Below are 21,309 nucleotides of genomic sequence, written 5' to 3' on the forward strand. Positions count from 1 at the left end.
GTGCTCGACTGAGGGCGGTTGCCAACACGGCGTTTCAGTCCCATGAACTCCGGGCCGGATTCCTGGCCATGGCGTTCGGCCCGCTGATCGACTGAGGGGCATGCCCGAGATATCCCGCCGTGCCTTCGGTGGCCTCGTCGGCGGTGGCGCCGTGACCGCCGTCGCCGGTACGACCACCGCCGCCGAGGCCGTACCCGCAGCGGCCGCCCCCGCCGAACGCCCCTTCAAGGCCCGCCCCGCCGCATCCGGCAGGCGCCCCAACATCCTGGTCATCCTCGGCGACGACCTCGGCTGGGCCGACCTGTCCTCCTACGGCGCCCCGCACATCAGGACTCCGAACCTGGACCGGCTGGCCCGGCAGGGCGTGCGGTTCACGAACGCCTACTCCGGCTCGGCGACCTGCTCGCCGACCCGCTTCAGCCTGTACACCGGGCGCTACCCGGGCCGTACGCCCGGCGGGCTGGCCGAGCCGATCGCGAACAAGGCGCAGGGGCTCGACCCGAACCACCCCACGCTCGCCTCCCTGCTGAAGAAGGCGGGCTACGCCACCGCGCTGATCGGCAAGTGGCACTGCGGCTGGCTGCCCGACTTCAGTCCCACCAAGTCCGGGTGGGACGAGTTCTTCGGGAACTTCGGGGGCGTCCTGGAGTACTTCTCCAAGCTGGGCCAGCTCGGCACGTACGACCTCTACGAGGGCGACGCGCAGTACAAGGACCTGCGGTACTACACGACCGTACTGACCGAGCGGGCCGTCGAGTACGTCGGCCGGGACCACGACGCGCCCTGGCTGCTGAACCTCAACTTCACCACCCCGCACTGGCCGTGGCTCGCGGAGGGCGACGAGGAGACCGGCGCCGAGATCGCGGCGAGGATCCGGGCCGCCGAGTCCCAGGCGGAGGTGAGCAACGCGCTGAACCACTACGACGGCGGTTCGGTCGAGAAGTACACGGAGATGGTGCAGAGCCTGGACGCCGCCGTCGGGAAGGTGCTCGACGCCCTGCGCGGGTCCGGGCAGGAGGAGCACACGCTGGTGCTGTTCGCCAGCGACAACGGCGGGGAGCGCTACTCCTACAACTGGCCGCTCAGCGGCGAGAAGTTCGTGCTGCTGGAGGGCGGCATCCGGGTGCCGGCGATCGTTCGCTGGCCGGCCCGGATCGACGGCCACCAGGTCAGTCACGAGCCGAACTTCTCCCCCGACTGGACCGCGACCCTGCTGGAGATCGCCGGCGCCCGCCCGGACCCCGCGTACCCGCTGGACGGCACCAGCCTCGCCGGCTACCTGCTGCGCGGCGCGGAACCGCCGGAGCGGGACCTGTTCTGGCGGGTGCGGGCCAACCGGGCGCTGAGACGCGGGAACTGGAAGTACTACCGGGACGCGAGCGGCAAGGACCACCTCTACGACCTGGCCGCCGACCAGCGCGAACAGGCCGACCTCGCCCCGGACCGGCCCGAGCTGCTCGCCGAGCTGAAGGCGGCCTGGGAGAAGGTGAACAGCACGCTGTTGCCCTATCCGGGCTAGCCCAGGATCCCCCGCTCGTACCCCGTCGCCACCGCCGCCGCCCGGTCCTTGACGCCCAGCTTGGCGTACAGGTGGGTGAGGTGGGTCTTGACGGTGGCCTCGCTGATGAAGAGTTCGCGGGCGATGTCGCGGTTGGAGGTGCCCTTGGCGACCAGGGCGAGGACCTCGCGTTCACGGGCGCTGAGGGGTTCGTTGCCGGGAGTGCGGGGTGTGCGGACGGCGGAGACCAGGCGGGAGGCGACGGCCGGGGAGAGGACCGTGCGGCCCTCCGCCGCCGCGCGGACGGCCGTGAAGAGCTCGTCGCGCGGGGCGTCCTTCAGGAGATAGCCCGTCGCGCCCGCCTCGATCGCGGGGAGGGTGTCCGAGTCGGTGTCGTACGTGGTGAGGACCAGGACCTTCGCGCGGGCGCCGCGTCGGGTCAGTTCCCGGATGGCGTCGACTCCCCCGCCGCCCGGCATCCGCAGGTCCATGAGGATCACGTCCGGGTCGAGGGCGGCGGCCCGGTCGACGGCCTCGACGCCGTTGGACGCCTCGCCGAGCACGGTGAACCCGGGCGCGGACTCGAACATGCCGCGCAGACCGTCCCGTACGACGGGATGGTCGTCGGCGATCAACAGCGAGATGTCACCGGTCATGGCGCACCAACGGTACGCGAGCCGACAGCGCCGTGCCGTGCCCCGGCTCGGACTCGACGGTGAGGGAACCGGCGATGCGTTCGGCGCGGGCGCGCATGCCGGCGAGGCCGAAGCCGCCGGTGCGGGTGCGCTCGGGGAGGGCGAGCGGGTCGAAGCCCCGGCCGTCGTCGCGGATGTCGAGGATGACCTCGTCGCCGAGGAAGGTGAGGGTGACGCCGACGCGGGTGGCCCGCGCGTGCCGGGCGGCGTTGGAGAGGGCCTCCTGGGCGATCCTCAGCAGGGTCGCCGAGAGCTCGTCGTGGAGGTGCTCAGCGGTGCCGGTGACGGTGAACTCGGCGCGTACTGCGGTCCGTTCGGCCCATTCGGCGACCGTGCTCTTCAGGAAGAGGCATCGTCCGATCGGTTGACTCGGCCGTACGACCCCCTCCGCCCGGCCGTGTACGACCCCTCGAACACGCAGGTCGTAGGTCCAGCGGCCGATCGCGGACCGGCCAAAACTCGGTGGGCAGTGTCAGTGGCGATCCGTAGGCTCGCTGCTGATGGTGACGACACGTGCAACCGCCGAGGAAAGCCCTGACCGAACCGACCGGACCGGCCGTTCCGCCGTGCGGACGCTGCTGCGGCTGTGGCCGTATGTGCGGCCGGTGCGGGTGCGGTTGTTCACCGCGGCGGCCGTGGCGATCGTCGCCTCCTGTCTGGCACTGGTCATCCCGCTCGTCCTGAAGTGGATGGTCGACGGCCCGGTCGCCGACCGGGATCCGGCGGGGGTGTGGCTCGGGGCGCTGTATCTGCTGCTGCTCGGGTTCGCGGAGGCGCTGCTGTTCGGGCTGCGGCGATGGCTGGTGGCGCGGCCGCTCGCGGGCGTCGAGGCGTCGATGCGGGCGGATCTGTACCGGCATCTGCAGCGGCTTCCGGTGGCGTTCCACGACCGGTGGGCGTCGGGGCAGCTGCTGTCGCGGGGCACGACCGATCTGATGCTGCTGCGCATGTTCCTCGCGTTCCCGCTGACGTTCCTGCTGGTCAACAGCGTGACCATCCTGGTCGGCGTGATCATCATGCTGCTCCAGGACTGGACGCTGGGCCTGGTCATCCTCGTCCCGGCCGTGCCCGTGATGGTCACGTGCGTGATCTTCGAGCGCCGGTACGCCTCCGTGGCGCGTCGTGCCCAGGACCAGGTCGGCGACCTGACGACGGTCGTCGAGGAGAGCGTGCTCGGCATCCGCATCATCAAGGGCTTCGGCCGGCACCGCAGCCAGGCCCACGCCTTCCGCGCCCTGTCCCGCACCCTGCGCGGCACGGAACTCCACAAGGCCCGCCTACTGGCCACCATCTGGGGCGTCATCGTCACCCTCCCGGAACTGGCCATCGGGGCGGCACTGGTACTGGGCACGGTGCAGGTGGCCGACGGTGAACTGTCGGCGGGCACGCTGGTGGCCTTCCTGTCGACGGCACTGGCGCTGAGGTGGCCGGTGGACTCGATCGGCTTCCTGCTGGCGATGAGCCAGGAGGCGGCGACGGCGACGGAGCGCTATTTCGAGGTGATGGACGCGACGCCGGAGGAGCCGGCCCCCACCGCTGTGGGCAGTCGTTCCGCAGGGCGGAACGGGTGGGCACAGCCTGCAGCGCCGGGCCCCGGCTCAACGGGCCTCAAGGGCGACGGACTTCGCTTCCACAACGTCCGTTTCCGCTACCCCGACGCCTCCGAAGACTCCCCTCCCACCCTCGACCACATCGACCTGCACATCCGCCCCGGCGAATCCATGGCCCTCGTAGGCCCGACAGGCAGCGGCAAGACAACCCTGACCGCCCTCATCCCCCGCCTCCACGAGGTGACGTCCGGCCACATCACCCTCGACGGCCAGGACATCGCCGCCATACCCAGAGAATCGCTGCGCGCCCTCGTCGCGGTGGCGTTCGAGGAACCCACCCTCTTCTCGGCCAGCGTCGCGGACAACGTTCTCATGGGCGCCGGAGAGGGCGCGGGCGAGCCCGAGTTGGAGCGCGCCCTCGGCGTCGCGCAGGCCGCGTTCGCGCACACCCTGCCCCACGGCACCGAGACCCAGGTCGGTGAGCAGGGCCTCAGCCTCTCCGGCGGCCAGCGCCAGCGCCTCGCGCTCGCGCGGGCGGTCGTCGGCCGGCCGAGGTTCCTCGTCCTCGACGACCCGCTGTCCGCGCTGGACGTGCACACCGAGGCCGCCGTGGAGGCCGCCCTGCGGGAGGTGCTCGCGCAGACCACCGCCCTGATCGTCGCCCACAGACCCTCCACCGTGCTGCTCGCGGACCGCGTCGCCCTGCTCTCCGAGGGCCGTATCGCCGCCGTCGGCACCCACCACGAACTGCTGCGCACGAACGCCGAGTACGCCCATCTCATGGCCGGGACCGAGGAGGCCGACCGATGACGGCGACCACCGCCACCGCACCGGGGAAGGAACAGCCCGCCGAGGAACCCCCCAAGGGCGGCGACCCCTTCGACCGCGACGTCCTGCCCACTCCCCCGGGCGCCACCGCCGCCCTCCTGCGCTCCCTGCTGGCCCCGATGAAGGCCCGCGTCGCCGTCACCACCCTCCTCCTGCTGCTCCAGCAGGCGGCCGTGCAGGCGGGCCCGCTGCTGGTGGCGTACGCCATCGACTCGGCCGTGCCGGCGTTCCGGCGCGACGACCTCGGGCCGCTGATCGCGGTCGGCGTCGGCTATCTGCTGTGCGCGCTGGCCTCCGGCGCCCTGCAGTACGCGTTCATCCTGCTCTCGGCCCGCGTCAACCAGGACGTGCTGCTCGATCTGCGCGGCCGTATCTTCCGCCATGCCCAGGCCCTGAGCCTCGACTTCCACGAGCGCTACACCTCGGGCCGGCTCATCTCCCGTTCCACCACGGACGTGGAGTCGCTGCGCGAGCTGCTCGACGAGGGCCTTCAGGAACTCGTCACCGTCATCCTGTCCTTCGTCTACATCTCGGCGATGCTGCTCTGGCTCGACCTGGGCCTCGGAGCGGTCGCGATGGCCTCCTTCGTGCCGCTGTACCTCCTCGTACGGCGCTACCGGCGGCGCGCCGCGCGCGTGTACACCCTGCGCTCCACCGCCATCGCGGCGGTGATCGTGAAGTTCGTCGAGACGATGAACGGCATCCGCCCGGTGCGCGCCTTCCGCCGCGAGGCCGCCAACGACGCCGACTTCCGGGTCCTGAACACCCGGCACGAGCGCACCAACGGTGACGCGCTGCTGGAGATGGCCCGCTATGTCGTCGGCTCCCGGCTCGTCGCCAACACGGCGGTCGCGGGGATCGTGCTGTGGGGTGCCTACCGGGTGGCGGGCGGCACGCTGGCCCTCGGTGTGCTGGCGGCGGCGGTGCTGTATCTGCGGCGGCTGTACGACCCGATCGACCGGCTCGGCATGTTCCTGAACTCCTACCAGTCGGCGGCGGCCTCCCTGGAGAAGATCGCCGGGCTGCTGGCCCAGACGCCGTCCGTGCCCGAGCCGACCGCGCCGCGCCCGCTGCCGGAGCTCGCGTCGGAGCACCCCGGCCGTGAGGTCGTCTTCGACGGCGTCCGGTTCGGCTACCGCACCGGCGGTGAGGTGCTGCCCCGCTTCGACCTCACCCTGCCGGCCGGGCAGACGGTCGCGGTCGTCGGCTCCACCGGCGCGGGCAAGTCGACGCTGGCCAAGCTGCTCGCCCGGTTCTACGACCCCTCCGCCGGCCGGGTCCTCCTCGACGGCGTCGACCTGCGCGAGCTGGCCGTGCCCGAGCTGCGGCGCGGGGTGGTGATGGTGACGCAGGAGGCGTTCCTGTTCTCCGGCACGGTCGCCGAGAACATCGCCATCGGCCGGCCCGACGCCACCCGCGAGGAGATCGAGCAGGCCGCGAAGGCCATCGGCGCGCACGACTTCATCAGCTCGCTGCCCGACGGCTACGACACCGACGTACGCAAGCGAGGCGGCCGTATCTCCGCCGGTCAGCGGCAACTCGTGGCGTTCGCCCGGGCGTTGCTCGCCGACCCGGCCGTACTGATCCTCGACGAGGCCACCAGCTCCCTCGACATCCCCGGTGAACGGGCCGTGCAGCGCGCGATGTCGACGGTGCTGCACGGGCGTACGGCGGTCGTGATCGCCCACCGGCTGTCCACGGTCGAGATCGCGGACCGCGTACTGGTCATGGAGCACGGGAAGATCGTCGAGGACGGCACGCCCGCCGAACTCATCGCGGGGACGGGCAGGTTCGCGGATCTGCACCGGGCGTGGCGGGACAGTCTGGCGTGATGTTCCAGGGGGACGACTGGTGATCGACGCGTACGAGGATCCGGGCGAGCCCGATTGTCGAGGCGGGGGGCGGTATCTGTGGTGGCTGGTCATGCGCCAGGCGACGCGGTCCGTCGTCGGGGCACTGATCTCCAGTGTGTGGATGGTGCTGCTGGCGGCGACGCCGTATCTGATGTCCCGTGCCGTCGACGACGGGCTGACGACCGGTGACTACGGCGCGCTGGTGGGGTGGACGGGCGCGCTGTTCGCGGTGGGCGTGTTCAACGCCTGGCTGAGCATCATGCGCCACCGCACGATGACCCGGGTGCGGATGGACGCCAACTTCCGCACGGTCAAGGTGCTGATCGGGCACGCGGTACGCCTGGGTGCCGCGCTGCCGCGCCGGATCGGGGCCGGGGAGGTCGTCACGATCGGCGTGGGCGACGTCCAGACGATCAGCACGTCCCTGACCGTCGTCGGTCCCGGGTTCGGGGCGGTGGTCGCCTATCTGGTGGTCGCCGGGCTGCTGGTGTCGGTGTCGGTGCCGATCGCCGTGGTGGTGCTGCTCGGGATGCCGCTGGTCGGGGTGCTCGTCGGGCCGCTGCTGGGACGGCTCCAGGGGACCGAGACGGAGTACCGGGAGCGGCAGGGCGTGCTGACGGCACGGATCGCCGATCTCGCGGGCGGGCTGCGCGTGCTCAACGGCCTCGGCGGCAAGGGCCTGGTCGCCGACGCCTTCCACCGCGACTCGCAGCGGCTGCGGGCGCAGGGGTACCGGGTCGGCGCGGTGACCAGCTGGGTGCAGGCGCTCGGGGTGGGGCTGCCGACGCTGTTCCTGGCGGTGGTGACCTGGCTGGCGGCGCGGCTGGCCGCCCAGGGCGAGATCACCGTGGGCGAGCTGGTGTCGGTGTACGGCTATGTCGCGGTGCTGGTGGGTCCGGTGGCGTTCTTCATCGAGTGCGGCTACCAGGTCAGCCGTGGCGTGGTGGCGGCGCGGCGGGTCGTACGGTTCCTGCGGCTGGAGCCGATGCCGGACACCGGCACCCGGGACGCCCCGGCCGAACCGGCGGTGCTGTACGACCCCGAGTCCGGGGTGCGGGTGCCGCCGGGCCGCCTGACCGCGCTGGCCGGGGCGGTGCCCGCGGACGCCGTGGCCGTCGTCGACCGCCTGGGCCGCTACACCCCATCCTTGGCGAGCTGGGGCGAAGTACCTCTGGCCGAGATCGCGTTGCCGCAGCTCAGACGGCACATCCTGGTCGCCGACCACGAGGCCGACCTGTTCGCGGACACCCTGCGCCAACTGGTCTCCGGCCCCACCGACCACGACGAGGCGACGATCGCGGAGGCCGTGCGCACCGCCGTCGCCGAGGACATCGTCCGGGGCCTGCCCGAGGGCCTCGACACCCCGATCGACGCCCAGGCCCGCAACCTCTCCGGCGGCCAACGCCAACGCGTCCGCCTGGCCCGCGCCCTCCTGGCCGACCCGGACATCCTCCTCGCCATCGAACCGACCTCGGCCCTGGACGCCCACACGGAGGCCCGAGTGGCCGAACGCCTGCACACGACGCGCCGCGGCCGCACAACTCTGGTGACGACCACGTCCCCCTTGGTCCTGGCCCACGCGGACACGGTCCACTTCTTGGTCGACGGCAAGGTCACGGCAACGGGGACCCATCGCGAGCTGCTGGACGCCGAGCCGGGCTACCGAGCCCTGGTGGCCAGGGACGAAGACGCCGAGGAGCTTGCCAAGTGACGGAAGCCAAACGCCCCAAAGGGGCGCGGGGAACTGCGCGACAAGCCACAACGCACCCGCACCCGGCAACCGACCCCCATTCCCGCCCCAGTAGCCGCACAGCCCTCCCCATCGCCGCACCCAAAGACGTCCGCCAAGCCACCACCCACCTCATCCGAGCCGACGTCAGGTCCTTCACCGCCGTACTCGCCCTCAACGCCCTCGCAGCACTCACCGGCCTCGCCGGCCCCTACCTGGTCGGCCGCATCATCGACGAAGTCAAACGCGGCGCAGACGTGACGACCGTCGACAAACTCGCCCTCACCATCCTGATCGCGGCAACAGCCCAGCTGTTGCTGGCCCGCTGGGCCCGCTACGTAGGCCACCGCTTCGGCGAACGCACCCTCGCCCGCGTCCGCGAGCAGTTCGTTCACCGCACCCTCTCCCTGCCCGCGTCCGTCGTGGAACGGGCCGGCACCGGAGACCTCACCGCGCGCGGCACCTCCGACGTGGCGGCCGTCGGCACCACCCTGCGCGACGCCGGTCCTGAGCTGCTCATCAACTCCGTGCAGGTCCTGTTCCTGCTGGGCGCGGTCGTCGCGCTGGACCCCCTGCTCGGCGTCTGCGGCCTGCTGGGCCTGGCCGGTCTGTGGCCGGTGCTGCGCTGGTATCTGCGCCGCGCCCGCACCGGGTATCTCGCCGAGGGCGCGGCCACCTCGGACGTCGCGGAGATCCTCGCGGCGACCGCGTCCGGAGCCCGCACGGTGGAGGCGCTGCGGCTGGAGCGGCGGCGGGTGGCGGCGAGCCGGGACGCGCTGGAGACGTCCCGCCGGACCCGGCTGCACACGCTGTTCCTGCGCTCGGTGTTCTTCCCGTCGGTCGAGATCGCCTATCTCGTGCCCGTGGCGACGGTCCTGCTCGTCGGCGGGGCGCTGCACGCGCGGGGCACGATCAGTCTGGGCACGGTGGTCGCGGCGGCGCTGTATCTCCAGCAGATGGTGGGGCCGCTGGACGAGATCCTGATGCGGGTCGAGCAACTCCAGAGCAGCGGCGCCTCCTTCGCCCGCGTCGAGGGCCTGGCGGGCGCCCCGAGGACCACCGACGCCGACTCGCCCACGCCCGCGAACGATCTGATCGAGGTGCGCGAGGTGCGCTACGCCTACGACCGCGGCGGCGAGGTCCTCGGCGGCGTCGACCTGACGGTCCGCCCGGGCGAACGCCTCGCCGTGGTCGGCCCGTCCGGTGCCGGCAAGACCACCCTGAGCAGACTGCTGGCGGGTGTGGACGCGCCCACCGCCGGTTCCGTGACGGTCGGCGGCGTCCCGGTCGTGGCGCTCGGCCCGGAGCAGTTGCGCCGCCAGGTCGTCCTGGTGACGCAGGAGCACCACGTCTTCCTCGGCACCGTGCGCGACAACCTCCGGATCGCCGAACCGTGCGCCACGGACGACCAGGTGTGGGCCGCGCTTTCGGCGGTCGGCGCCGACGGCTGGGTACGGCGGCTGCCGGACGGCCTCGACACGGCGCTGGGCGACGGGGGCCACGGCACGGACGGCTCGCAGGCCCAGCAGCTCGCGCTGGCCCGCGTGGTGCTGGCCGACCCGCACACCCTGATCCTCGACGAGGCGACGGCGCTGCTCGACCCGACGACCGCCCGGCACACCGAGCGGGCGCTGGCGGCCGTGCTTCAGGGCCGTACGGTCATCGCCATCGCGCACCGGCTGCACACCGCGCACGACGCCGACCGGGTGGCGGTGATGGAGGACGGTCTGCTCACCGAGCTCGGCACGCATGACGAGCTGGTCGCGGCGGACGGGGCGTACGCGGCGCTGTGGCGGTCCTGGCACGGGGAGCGGCCGGCCTGAGCAGGGGATCTATGCTCGAAGGCGTAGGAGATCGCTGCCCCGCCGAAGAACGCACAGCAGAACGCCACAGCAGAAAGCCGCAGTCCATTGAACTTCTGGTCGATCTACCAGCACGGATTCGCGCGGGTCGCCGCGTGCACGGGCCACACCGTCATCGCCGACCCGCGGGCCAACGCGGAGGCGGTGCTGCGGCAGGCGCGCGCGTGCGCGCGGGAGGGCGTGGCCGTCGCCGTCTTCCCGGAGCTGGGCCTGACCGGGTACTCGATCGAGGACCTGCTGCTTCAGGACGCGGTGCTCGACGAGGTCGAGGAGGCACTCGCCGCGGTCGTCGCCGGGTCGGCGGAGCTGCTGCCCGTGCTGGTCGTCGGCGCCCCGCTGCGCCATCGCCACCGGATCTACAACTGCGCGGTGATCGTGCACCGCGGCCGGATCCTCGGCGTGTCCCCGAAGTCGTACCCGCCGAACTACCGCGAGTTCTACGAGCGGCGGCAGATCGCCTCGGGTGACGACGAGCGCGGCGGGACGATCCGGGTCGGCGGCGCGGAGGTTCCTTTCGGGACGGACCTGCTCTTCGCGGCGGAGGACGTCCCGGGGCTGGTGCTGCACGCGGAGGTCTGCGAGGACATGTGGGTGCCGGTGCCGCCGAGCGCGGAGGCGGCGCTGGCCGGCGCGACCGTGCTCGCCAACCTCTCCGGCTCCCCGATCACGGTCGGCCGGGCCGAGGACCGGCGGCTGCTGTGCCGGGCGGCGTCCTCGCGCTGTCTGGCGGCGTACGTCTACTCGGCGGCCGGTCTGGGCGAGTCGACCACGGACCTGTCGTGGGACGGCCAGACCATGATCTACGAGAACGGCGTCCTGCTGGCCGAGTCGGACCGCTTCCCGCTGGACGACCAGTACGCGGTCGCCGACGTCGACCTGGACCTGCTGCGCCAGGAGCGGCACCGGATGGGCACGTTCGACGACAACCGGCGTACCCACGCGGCCCGTACCGATGGCTTCCGGCGCGTCGGGTTCCGGCTCGACCCGCCCACGAGCGACCTCGGGCTGCAGCGCCGGGTCGAGCGCTTCCCGTTCGTGCCGGCCGACGCCGACCGGCTCGCCCTGGACTGCTACGAGGCGTACAACATCCAGGTCGCGGGCCTGCAGCAGCGGCTGGGCGCGATCGGCGGCCCGAAGGTCGTCATCGGGGTGTCCGGCGGTCTGGACTCCACGCACGCGCTGATCGTGGCCGCCCGGGCGATGGACCGCGCGGGCCGGCCGCGCAGCGACATCCTCGCGTTCACCCTGCCGGGCTTCGCGACCAGCGACCACACCAAGGACAACGCCCACAAGCTGATGAACTCGCTCGGCGTGACCGCGGCCGAGCTGGACATCACGCCGACCGCGCGGCTGATGCTGCGGGAGATGGGCCACCCGTTCGCGTCCGGTGAGCCGGTGTACGACGTCACCTTCGAGAACGTGCAGGCGGGCCTGCGCACCGACTACCTGTTCCGGCTCGCCAACCAGCGCGGCGGCATCGTGCTGGGCACCGGCGACCTGTCGGAGCTGGCGCTGGGCTGGTCCACGTACGGCGTGGGCGACCAGATGAGCCACTACAACGTCAACTCCGGTGTGCCGAAGACGCTGATCCAGCATCTGATCCGCTGGGTCATCGGCAGCGGGCAGTTCGACGAGGAGACCGGCAAGACGCTGGCCGCGATCCTCGACACGGAGATCAGCCCGGAGCTGGTGCCGGGCGAGGAGATGCAGTCCACCGAGTCGAAGATCGGCCCGTACGCGCTGCACGACTTCACGCTGTTCCAGGTGCTGCGGTACGGCTTCCGGCCGTCGAAGATCGCGTTCCTGGCGTGGCACGCCTGGCACGACGCGGAGGCCGGCGCCTGGCCGCCCGGCTTCCCGGAGGCCAAGCGGGTGGCGTACGACCTGGCGGAGATCCGGCGCTGGCTGGAGGTGTTCTGCCGTCGGTTCTTCGCGTTCGCACAGTTCAAGCGGTCCGCCATGCCGAACGGGCCGAAGGTCTCGGCGGGCGGTTCGCTCTCCCCGCGCGGGGACTGGCGGGCGCCGTCTGACGGCAACGCGGCGGCGTGGCTGCGGGATCTCGCCCGTATCGACGACTGAGCCGCCGCCCGGTCCGTCTCGTCTCACCTGTCCGGTTCGTTTATCGAACGTGAACTCCCGGACAACGAACGATTTCCGGCCAACTTCCTGACGCGGTCCTGACAGAAACCGCAGTCAGCTGGCACTCTTCCCACGGCCGCGACACAGCAACCCCACAGCACCGTCACACGGCGGTGCCCGCGGCTGTACTCCCGCACGCGCACGTCCGTTCCCGCACGCGCACGTCGTTCTGCGTACCACCCCGAACTGCCCGGACGGCCCACCCGCCGGCCGGTCTCCCCTGGCCGCGTGATCCGCGGCCGCGCAGAAGGAGTCAGTGTTGAGAGACAGTTCCTCCCACAGACGCACCCCCCACGCCACGCGTCGCCACTCGACGCACCGCAGGGCCGCCGCCGTCGCCCTCGTCGGCGTCTCCGCCCTGATCGCCGCGGCCGTCCAGTCGGGCGCCGCCACCGCAGCCCCGGAGAAGGCACCGTCGGCCGCGGGCAAGGTCATACCGGGCGCCGAGTCCGTCAAGCTGTCCCCCGCCCAGCGCGCCGCGCTGATACGCGAGGCCAACGCCACGAAGGCGGACACCGCGAAGGACCTGGGCCTCGGCGCCAAGGAGAAGCTGGTCGTCCGTGACGTCGTCAAGGACGGCAACGGCACGGTCCACACCCGCTACGAGCGGACCTACGACGGCCTGCCCGTCCTCGGTGGCGACCTGGTCGTCGAGACCACGAAGGCCGGCGCGACCAAGGACGTCGTGAAGGCGACCCGCGCCGCCGTCAAGCCGGCGACCACGACCGCCGCCGTCCCCGCCGCCAAGGCCGAGAAGCAGGCGCTGGCCGCGGCGAAGGCGGAGGACGCCAAGAGCCCCGACGTCAACCGCGCGCCCCGCAAGGTGATCTGGGCCGCGAACGGCACGCCGACCGTGGCGTACGAGACGGTAGTCGGCGGCTTCCAGCACGACGGCACCCCGCAGGAACTGCACGTCATCACCGACGCCACCAGCGGCGAGAAGCTGTACGAGTGGGAGGCGATCGAGACCGGCACCGGCAACACGGTGTACAGCGGCACGGTCGACCTCACCACCACGCAGTCGGGTTCGACGTACAACCTCACGGACGGCGCGCGCGGCAACCACAAGACGTACAACCTCAACCGCGGCACCTCCGGCACCGGCACCCTCTTCTCCGGCGCCGACGACATCTGGGGCAACGGCAGCCCGTCCAACCTGGAGTCCGCGGGCGCCGACGCGCACTACGGTGCCGCGCTGACCTGGGACTACTACAAGAACGTGCACGGGCGTTCGGGTATCCGCGGCGACGGTGTCGGCGCGTACTCCCGGGTCCACTACGGCAACAACTACGTCAACGCGTTCTGGTCCGACAGCTGCTTCTGCATGACGTACGGCGACGGCTCGGGCAACGCCAACCCGCTGACGTCGATCGACGTGGCCGCGCACGAGATGACCCACGGGCTCACGTCCAACACGGCCGGCCTCAACTACAGCGGCGAGTCCGGCGGCCTGAACGAGGCGACCTCCGACATCTTCGGCTCGACCGTCGAGTTCTACGCCAAGAACTCCTCCGACGTCGGTGACTACCTCATCGGCGAGGAGATCGACATCAACGGCGACGGCACGCCGCTGCGCTACATGGACAAGCCGAGCCAGGACGGCTCGTCGAAGGACGCCTGGTACTCGGGCATCGGCTCGATCGACGTGCACTACTCGTCCGGCCCGGCGAACCACTTCTTCTATCTGCTGAGCGAGGGCAGCGGCACCAAGACCATCAACGGTGTCACCTACAACTCGCCCACCTCGGACGGCCTTCCGGTCACCGGCATCGGCCGCGACAAGGCGGAGAAGATCTGGTTCCGGGCGCTGACCACCAAGTTCACGTCCACGACCAACTACGCGGCCGCCCGCACCGGCACCCTCGCGGCCACCGGTGAGCTGTACGGCACCACGAGCGCCGAGTACAAGGCGGTCCAGGACGCCTGGGCGGGCGTCAACGTGGGCGCGCGCTCCGACGGGGGCGGCGGCGGTGGCGGCACGTCCTTCGAGAGCGGGACCGACGTGGCGATCCCGGACCGGGGCGCGGCGGTCACCTCACCGATCACCGTGTCCGGGCGGACCGGCAACGCGCCGTCCAACCTCCAGGTCGCGGTGGACATCGTGCACACCTACATCGGTGACCTCAAGGTGGACCTGGTCGCCCCCGACGGCACGGCATACACGCTGAAGGCGTACGGCACCGGCGGCAGCGCGGACAACCTGAACACCACGTACACGGTGAACGCGTCCTCCGAAGCCGCCAACGGCACCTGGCAGTTGCGGGTCCAGGACAACGCGGCCGTCGACACCGGCTACATCAACAGCTGGAAGCTCACCTTCCCGTAGGCCGGTTCGCGGTCTGCCCCTGACAGGGCGCCGTCTCGGCGGGTTCAACTCCCGCCGGGACGGCGCCCGTTCACATCTCTGAAACATTTACCGGACAGTCAAGTTTTGGCCAACATCACCGCACCCTCCTGACATGTACGCGTCCCAGGTGTCACTCTCCTTGCACCGCCGCACAAGCACCACAGCACTTCCCCCACAAAAGGAGCTCGTGTGACCCCCCTCTACGCGCGTCACAAGCGGACCACCCTGGCCATCGCCACCGCCGTCGCGGCCGGAGCCCTGCTCACCACCGGCCTGACCACCGGCACCTCGGCCGCGGCCCCCGCGGACGCCGGCGGCAAGGCCGCCCCGCTCGCCGTCCCGGTCGCGCTGGCCCCCGCGGCCCGCACCGCCCTCATCCAGGACCAGCAGGCCGAGGCCGCCGAGACCGCCGACGCGATAGGCCTGGGCGCGAAGGAGAAACTGGTCGTCAAGGACGTCGTCAAGGACGCCGACGGCACCCTCCACACCCGCTACGAGCGCACCTATGCGGGCCTGCCCGTCCTCGGCGGCGACCTGGTCGTCCACGAGTCGGCGGCGGGCGCCGCCAAGGGCGTCACCAGAGCGACGAAGGCCACCATCGAGGTCGCCTCGCTCAAGCCGGCGATCACCGCGGACAAGGCCGAGGGCCAGGCCGTGAAGCTGGCCAAGGCGGCCGGCTCGGAGAAGACCGCGGCCGACCAGGCGCCCCGCAAGGTGATCTGGGCCGCGAACGGCAAGCCCACCCTGGCCTACGAGACCGTCGTCGGCGGCCTCCAGGACGACGGCACCCCGAACGAGCTGCACGTCATCACCGAGGCCGCCACCGGCGAGAAGCTCTACGAGTACCAGGGCATCGAGACCGGCACCGGCAAGAGCCTGTACTCGGGCACGGTCACCCTCGGCACCACCAAGTCGGGCTCGACGTACAGCCTCACCGACGCCACACGCGGCGGCCACAAGACGTACAACAAGGCCCGCAGCACCAGTTCCTCCGCCGGCACACTGTTCACGGACGCGGACGACACCTGGGGCACCGGCACGGCCTCCAGCTCCTCCAGCGACCAGACCGCCGCCGTCGACGCGGCCTACGGCGCGCAGGAGACCTGGGACTACTACAAGGAGACCTTCGGCCGCAGCGGCATCAAGAACGACGGCAAGGCCGCCTACTCCCGCGTCCACTACGGCAACGCCTACGTCAACGCGTTCTGGGACGACAGCTGCTTCTGCATGACGTACGGCGACGGCGAGGGCAACACCAACCCGCTGACCTCGCTGGACGTGGCCGGCCACGAGATGACGCACGGCGTCACCTCCAACACCGCGGGCCTGAACTACTCGGGCGAGTCCGGCGGCCTGAACGAGGCGACCTCCGACATCTTCGGCACGGCGGTGGAGTTCTTCGCGAACAACTCCTCCGACGTCGGTGACTACCTCATCGGCGAGAAGATCGACATCAACGGCGACGGCACCCCGCTGCGCTACATGGACAAGCCCAGCAAGGACGGCTCGTCGAAGGACGCCTGGTACTCGGGCATCGGCTCGATCGACGTGCACTACTCGTCCGGCCCCGCCAACCACTTCTTCTACCTCCTGTCGGAGGGCAGCGGCGCCAAGACGATCAACGGGGTGAGCTACGACTCCCCGACGTCCAACGGCGCCACGGTCACCGGCATCGGCCGCGCCAAGGCCGCCGCGATCTGGTACAAGGCGCTGACCGAGTACATGACGTCGACGACCAACTACAAGGCCGCCCGTACGGCGACCCTGAACGCGGCGTCCGCCCTGTACGGCGGCACCGGCAGCACGGAGTACAAGGCCGTCGCGGCGGCCTGGTCCGGCGTCAACGTCAGCTGACGTAGCTCCGATTGACGTGGCGGCACCCGGGACGAAGGCATTCCCGGGTGCCGCCTTACGCTTGGGACCCATGTCCTTCACGTACGACGCCGTCGGCGCGACCCGGGAGAACGGCTTCTGCCCGCCCGGCTTCCACCCCCTGCACGTGCGCACCCGCATCGGCGAGGGCGAGGGCGTCTTCCGCAGAGCCGCCGAGGCGGTGATGACCTGGGAGATGCACCGCGCGATGGGCGTCGGCATCGACGCGACGGCCGACCGCGCGGCCCCCGACGTCGATGTCACCGTCAGCCTCGCGGGCCTGATCAAGGCCCCGTGCCGGGTGGTCTGGACGGCGGACGAGCACCGCCGTGTCGGCTGGGCCTACGGCACGCTTTCCGGCCATCCCGAGTGCGGCGAGGAGGCGTTCCTGGTGGAGCGCACGGGTGACGGCACGGTCTGGCTGACCGTGCGGGCGTTCAGCCGCGGCGCCAAGTGGTACGCCCGGGCGGGCGGGGCGGCGACCCGCGGCCTGCAGCACGCCTACGCACGACGGTGCGGCGCGGTGCTGCGCAGGCTCTGCGAGGACGTCGCCGAGGACTGACTCCGCCTCGGCCGCCCGGGCCGCTCCGCCTACCGCAGCAGCACCCCCGCCCCCTCCCCCAGCTCCTCGGAAGGCACCGCCACCAGACCCAGCTCCGCCCCCGACGCCAGCAGCCGGTGGGCCGGGAGGATGCGGACCGTGTAGCCGTAGGGTCCCGTGCGGTCCAGGGACAGGGGGCCCTCGTAGAGCCAGCGCCCCTCGGCGTCCGGGCCGCCGACCGGCTTCAGCGGGACCGTCGAGGCGTCCGCGATGCGGTCCTGTGCGTCGACACGGCCCGAGACCGCCTGCACCTCCACGTCGTCCGGCCCGAGGTCGCCCAGTCCCACGCGGACCCGGAGACTGAGGGTCGAGCCGAGTTCCGCGACGGGGGTCGTCGTCGTCTCGACGTGATCGACCGTGACGCCGTGCCAGGCCGAACGCACCCGCGATTTCCAGCCCGCCAGCTCACGCGCCGCGTCCGGCGTCATCGCGCGATGGGCGTGCGCGGCCGGCGTGTAGAGGCGCTCCACGTACTCGCGGACCATCCGGCCCGCCAGGACCTTCGGGCCGAGCAGGGTGAGGGTCTGGCGGACCATCTCGATCCAGCGGTCCGGCAGTCCCTCCTGGCCCTGTTCGTAGAAGCGGGGAGTGACGCGCTGTTCCAGCAGGTCGTAGAGCGCCGCCGCCTCTATGTCGTCGCGGTGGTCGGGGTCGGTGCCGGTGCCGTCCGCCGTGGGGATCGCCCAGCCGAAGTCCGGCTGGAACCACTCGTCCCACCAGCCGTCCAGCACCGACAGGTTCAGACAGCCGTTCAGGGCCGCCTTCATGCCGGAGGTGCCGCAGGCCTCCAGGGGGCGCAGGGGATTGTTCAGCCAGATGTCGCAGCCCGGGTACAGCTTCTGCGCCATCGCCATGCCGTAGTCCGGCAGGAACACGATCCGGTGCCGCACGCGCGGGTCGTCCGCGAACCTCACCAGCTCCTGCACCAGCCGCTTCCCGCCGTCGTCCGCCGGATGCGCCTTGCCCGCCACCACGATCTGGATCGGCCGCTCCGGGTGCAGGAGCAGGTCCATGAGACGGTCGCGGTCGCGGAGCATCAGCGTCAGCCGCTTGTACGACGGGACGCGGCGCGCGAACCCGATCGTCAGGACGTCGGGGTCCAGGACGCCGTCGATCCAGCCCAGCTCGGCCGTCCCGGCGCCGCGTTGCCGCCAGGAGGCGCGCAGCCGCCGCCGTACCTCCGTCACCAGTTGCTCGCGCAGGTTCCGGCGCAGCTCCCAGATGTCCTGGTCGGGGATCTCCGCGACGGCGTCCCAGCGGTCCGAGCCGCCCACGGTCATCGCGTCCTCGGTGCGCCGGCCGCCGATCTGCCGGGCGCCGAGACGGAACACCTCGGGGGCGACCCAGGTCGGGGCGTGGACGCCGTTGGTGACCGAGGTGATGGGGACCTCGTCGGGGTCGAACCCCGGCCACAGGCCCGAGAACATCTCGCGGCTGACGTTGCCGTGCAGCAGGGAGACGCCGTTCGCCCGCTGGCCGAGGCGCAGGCCCATCACGGCCATGTTGAAGAGGTTCGGTTCGCCGCCGGGGTAGGTCTCCATGCCGAGCTGGAGGATGCGGCCGACCTCGATGGTCGGGAGCTCGGCGGCGGGCCCGAAGTGGTGGGCGACCAGCTCGCGGTCGAAGCGGTCGATGCCGGCCGGGACAGGCGTGTGGGTGGTGAAGACGGTGCCGGCGCGGACGGCCTCCAGCGCCGAGTCGAAGTCCAGCCCCTCGGCGCACAGCTCGGCGATCCGCTCCAGGCCGAGGAAGCCGGCATGGCCCTCGTTGGTGTGGAAGACCTCGGGTTCGGGGTGGCCGGTCAGCCGGCAGTACGTCCGCACCGCCCGCACACCTCCTATGCCCAGCAGCATCTCCTGCAGCAGCCGGTGCTCGCTGCCGCCGCCGTAGAGCCGGTCGGTCACGCCGCGCTCACCGAGGTCGTTCTCCTCGACGTCGGAGTCGAGCATCAGCAGCGGGACCCGGCCGACCTGGGCCAGCCAGACGCGGGCGTGCAGCGACCTGCCGCCGGGCAGGGCCAGGGAGACCTGGGCGGGGGTGCCGTCGGGTTCCTTCAGGAGGGCGAGCGGCAGCTCGTTGGGGTCGAGCACCGGGTAGTGCTCCTGCTGCCAACCGTCGCGGGAGAGGGTCTGGCGGAAGTAGCCGTGCCGGTACAGCAGACCGACCCCGATGAGGGGTACGCCCAGGTCGCTGGCCGCCTTGAGGTGGTCGCCGGCGAGGATGCCGAGGCCGCCGGAGTACTGCGGCAGGGCGGCCGTGATGCCGAACTCGGGCGAGAAGTAGGCGATGGCGGCGGGCAGTTCGGCGGACTGCTCCTGGTACCAGCGGGCCCCGCTGACGTAGTCGCCCAGATCGTCGGCCAGCGCGGTCAGCCGGCTCAGGAAAGGGCCGTCCTCCGCCAGCTCGGCGAGCCGCTCGGGCGACACGCTGCCCAGCAGCCGGACCGGGTCGTTGCCCGAGGCGGCCCAGCCCTCGGGGTCGACGGAATGGAAGAGATCGCGGGTCTCGGTGTGCCAGGACCAGCGCAGATTGCGTGCGAGATCGCTCAGGGGCGCAAGGGGTGCGGGGAGGACTGGACGGACGGTGAATCGACGGATCGCCTTCACGGTTCCACCTCGGCGCTTGGCTGGATGACGCACGTCAGTGTGCGTCGCCGTAGCCCATGACGTTACCGGCCTCGGTGTGCCCCTCGCTGGGCACTTCGCCCCAAGATCTCCTCTTCGGCCTGAACGATCTCGTCCCTCAGCCCCGGACCGGCCGATTCCGCTCACGTTCGTCCGAAAGTGACCGCAACCTTTACACATCCCCCATGGCCGATATGGCCGATTCCGCCCCCGTAGGCGTCCTTGTGGCGACTTCTCACCTCACGAGAGGGTGACTGGTGGCGCACCGGCCCGGGCGGGGTGCACCCCGCCTTCCAGGGCTGCCGTGCGCCGAGTTGAGGAGGGGAACTCACACCATGGCACGGACGCGCATACGGCGTCTGCGCTGGGCAGCGGGTCTGACCGCGGTGACCTGTGTCGCCGCGCTGTCGGCCACCACCCTGCCCGCGCACGCCGCACCCGAGGGACAGATACTCGGCGCCGGGGAACCCGGCTCCGTCAGCGGCAGTTACCTGGTGACACTCAAGGGGGGAACGAAGGCTCCGTCGGCGGCCGGAAAGAGCCTCGCCGACAAGTACGGCGCGAAAATCAGCCACACCTACGGAACGGTCCTCAACGGCTACGCCGTCCGGGCCAACGAGAGACAGGCCAAGCGGCTGGCGGCGGACTCCCAGGTCGCCTCGGTCGTCCAGGACACCCGGGTGACCCTGGAGCACAACCAGAAGAACCCGCCGTCCTGGGGCCTGGACCGCATCGACCAGGCCGACCTGCCACTGGACCGGAGCTACACCTGGCCCGAGTCCGCGGGCTCCGGAGTGACGGTGTACGTGATCGACACCGGCATCCGCGTCTCGCACAAGGACTTCGGCGGCCGGGCGAGCTACGGCTGGGACTTCGTGGGGGGCGACAGGACCGCGAGCGACGGCAACGGCCACGGCACCCATGTCGCCGGCACCATCGCGGGCAAGCAGTACGGCGTCGCCAAGAACGCCAAGGTCGTCGCCGTACGCGTCCTCGACAACGCCGGCGGCGGCACCACCGCCCAGGTCATCGCGGGCATCGACTGGGTGACCAGGCACGCGAGGAAACCGGCGGTCGCCAACGTCAGCCTCGGCGGCTACCGCAACGCGCAGCTGGACGCCGCCGTACGCAACTCCATCGCCTCCGGCGTCACCTACACGGTCGCGGCGGGCAACGACGGACTGCCGGCCGGCCTGTACTCCCCCGCGGCGGTGAAGGAGGCCGTCACCGTGGGCGCCACCGACAAGAAGGACGCGCGGGCGGGCTTCTCCAACTTCGGTCCGGCCCTGGACCTGTTCGCCCCGGGCGTCGCGATCACCTCCGCGTCGTACGCCAACGACACCGGCAGGGTGACCTACTCCGGTACCTCGATGGCGTCGCCGCACGCGGCGGGTGTGGCCGCGCTCTATCTGGCGGACCACCCGAAGGCGCGGCCCGCCCAGGTTTCCAAGGCGCTGGTGGCACAGGCCGGGTCCGGCAAGGTCTCCGGACGCGGGCTCGGTTCACCGAACAAACTCCTGCGGGTACCGGGCTCATAGCGGCCAGTTATCGGCCAACTGCGCGCACCGGCCCCGTTCCTGAGGAACGGGGCCGGTCTTGTGTGTAGACATACGCGTGAGTAGTTAACAAAGTGCCGGATTGCGTACCCGAATAGGGTGGGAAGGCTCCCCCGGTACACCCCACCCGTGCGCCCCCGGGCGCGCCCTGGAAC

12 protein-coding genes and 1 pseudogene are annotated in these 21,309 nt (G+C 71.4%); 10 read left to right on the top strand and 3 right to left on the bottom strand.

What is annotated here, in order from left to right; translation table 11 throughout:
* Positions 1-100: 100 nt before the first annotated feature.
* Entirely contained in the window at positions 101-1,519 is a 1,419-nt protein-coding gene (locus tag L0P92_RS28030; protein WP_234765835.1) for a sulfatase family protein, read from the top strand.
* Here L0P92_RS28030 and L0P92_RS28035 read toward each other — a convergent pair.
* Both L0P92_RS28035 and L0P92_RS28040 read right to left on the bottom strand, forming a co-directional pair.
* A complete protein-coding gene (locus L0P92_RS28035; protein ID WP_234765836.1) occupies positions 1,516-2,154 on the bottom strand; it encodes a response regulator in 639 nt (212 codons plus the stop codon). The genes L0P92_RS28030 and L0P92_RS28035 overlap by 4 nt on opposite strands.
* A pseudogene (locus L0P92_RS28040) lies at positions 2,144-2,536 on the bottom strand (sensor histidine kinase); the annotation flags it as partial. The gene L0P92_RS28035 and the pseudogene L0P92_RS28040, both read right to left, overlap by 11 nt.
* 157 nt (positions 2,537-2,693) lie before the next feature.
* On the opposite strand from L0P92_RS28040, the gene L0P92_RS28045 reads away from it, so the two are divergent.
* From L0P92_RS28045 to L0P92_RS28080, 8 genes are all read left to right on the top strand, one after another.
* A complete protein-coding gene (locus L0P92_RS28045) occupies positions 2,694-4,553 on the top strand; it encodes an ABC transporter ATP-binding protein (RefSeq protein WP_234765837.1) in 1,860 nt (619 codons plus the stop codon).
* On the top strand, positions 4,550-6,403 hold the full coding sequence (locus L0P92_RS28050; RefSeq protein WP_234765838.1) for an ABC transporter ATP-binding protein: 1,854 nt from the start codon (positions 4,550-4,552) through the stop codon (positions 6,401-6,403). Before L0P92_RS28045 ends, L0P92_RS28050 begins: the two co-directional genes overlap by 4 nt.
* 19 nt (positions 6,404-6,422) lie before the next feature.
* On the top strand, positions 6,423-8,135 hold the full coding sequence (locus L0P92_RS28055; protein WP_234765839.1) for an ABC transporter ATP-binding protein: 1,713 nt from the start codon (positions 6,423-6,425) through the stop codon (positions 8,133-8,135).
* A 110-nt stretch (positions 8,136-8,245) separates the two neighbouring features.
* Positions 8,246-9,976, top strand: coding sequence for an ABC transporter ATP-binding protein (locus tag L0P92_RS28060; protein ID WP_234765846.1), 1,731 nt, complete (start codon positions 8,246-8,248; stop codon positions 9,974-9,976).
* A gap of 87 nt (positions 9,977-10,063) precedes the next feature.
* Positions 10,064-12,094 carry an NAD(+) synthase gene (locus L0P92_RS28065; RefSeq protein WP_234765840.1) on the top strand — a complete coding sequence of 677 codons (2,031 nt, stop codon included), beginning with the start codon at positions 10,064-10,066 and terminating at the stop codon, positions 12,092-12,094.
* 319 nt (positions 12,095-12,413) lie between these two features.
* Positions 12,414-14,480, top strand: a complete 2,067-nt coding sequence (locus L0P92_RS28070) for a M4 family metallopeptidase (RefSeq protein ID WP_234765841.1) — start codon at positions 12,414-12,416, stop codon at positions 14,478-14,480.
* Positions 14,481-14,690: 210 nt separating this feature from the next.
* Positions 14,691-16,355: a M4 family metallopeptidase gene (locus L0P92_RS28075; protein ID WP_234765842.1), complete on the top strand. Its 1,665-nt coding sequence runs from the start codon at positions 14,691-14,693 to the stop codon at positions 16,353-16,355.
* Positions 16,356-16,425: 70 nt separating this feature from the next.
* Positions 16,426-16,935 (top strand): DUF1990 domain-containing protein, encoded by a 510-nt coding sequence (locus tag L0P92_RS28080; protein ID WP_234765843.1) that lies wholly within the window; start codon positions 16,426-16,428, stop codon positions 16,933-16,935.
* Positions 16,936-16,964: 29 nt separating this feature from the next.
* Here the strand turns inward: L0P92_RS28080 and L0P92_RS28085 are convergent, their stop codons facing one another.
* A complete protein-coding gene (locus L0P92_RS28085; protein WP_234765844.1) occupies positions 16,965-19,580 on the bottom strand; it encodes a glycosyltransferase family 1 protein in 2,616 nt (871 codons plus the stop codon).
* Positions 19,581-19,933: 353 nt separating this feature from the next.
* Between L0P92_RS28085 and L0P92_RS28090 the strand changes: the two genes are divergently transcribed.
* Positions 19,934-21,136, top strand: a complete 1,203-nt coding sequence (locus L0P92_RS28090; RefSeq protein WP_234765845.1) for a S8 family peptidase — start codon at positions 19,934-19,936, stop codon at positions 21,134-21,136.
* Positions 21,137-21,309: the final 173 nt, after the last annotated feature.

This window comes from Streptomyces muensis, from assembly GCF_021474425.1.
In the GTDB taxonomy this organism is placed as follows: Bacteria; Actinomycetota; Actinomycetes; order Streptomycetales; family Streptomycetaceae; genus Streptomyces; species Streptomyces muensis.

Coding starts and splice junctions, on each gene's coding strand:
- L0P92_RS28050 (WP_234765838.1), top strand. CDS start 4,550: ATGACGGCGACCACCGCCACCGCACCGGGGAAGGAACAGCCCGCCGAG.
- L0P92_RS28030 (WP_234765835.1), top strand. CDS start 101: ATGCCCGAGATATCCCGCCGTGCCTTCGGTGGCCTCGTCGGCGGTGGC.
- L0P92_RS28090 (WP_234765845.1), top strand. CDS start 19,934: ATGGCACGGACGCGCATACGGCGTCTGCGCTGGGCAGCGGGTCTGACC.
- L0P92_RS28035 (WP_234765836.1), bottom strand. CDS start 2,154: ATGACCGGTGACATCTCGCTGTTGATCGCCGACGACCATCCCGTCGTA.
- L0P92_RS28080 (WP_234765843.1), top strand. CDS start 16,426: ATGTCCTTCACGTACGACGCCGTCGGCGCGACCCGGGAGAACGGCTTC.
- L0P92_RS28045 (WP_234765837.1), top strand. CDS start 2,694: ATGGTGACGACACGTGCAACCGCCGAGGAAAGCCCTGACCGAACCGAC.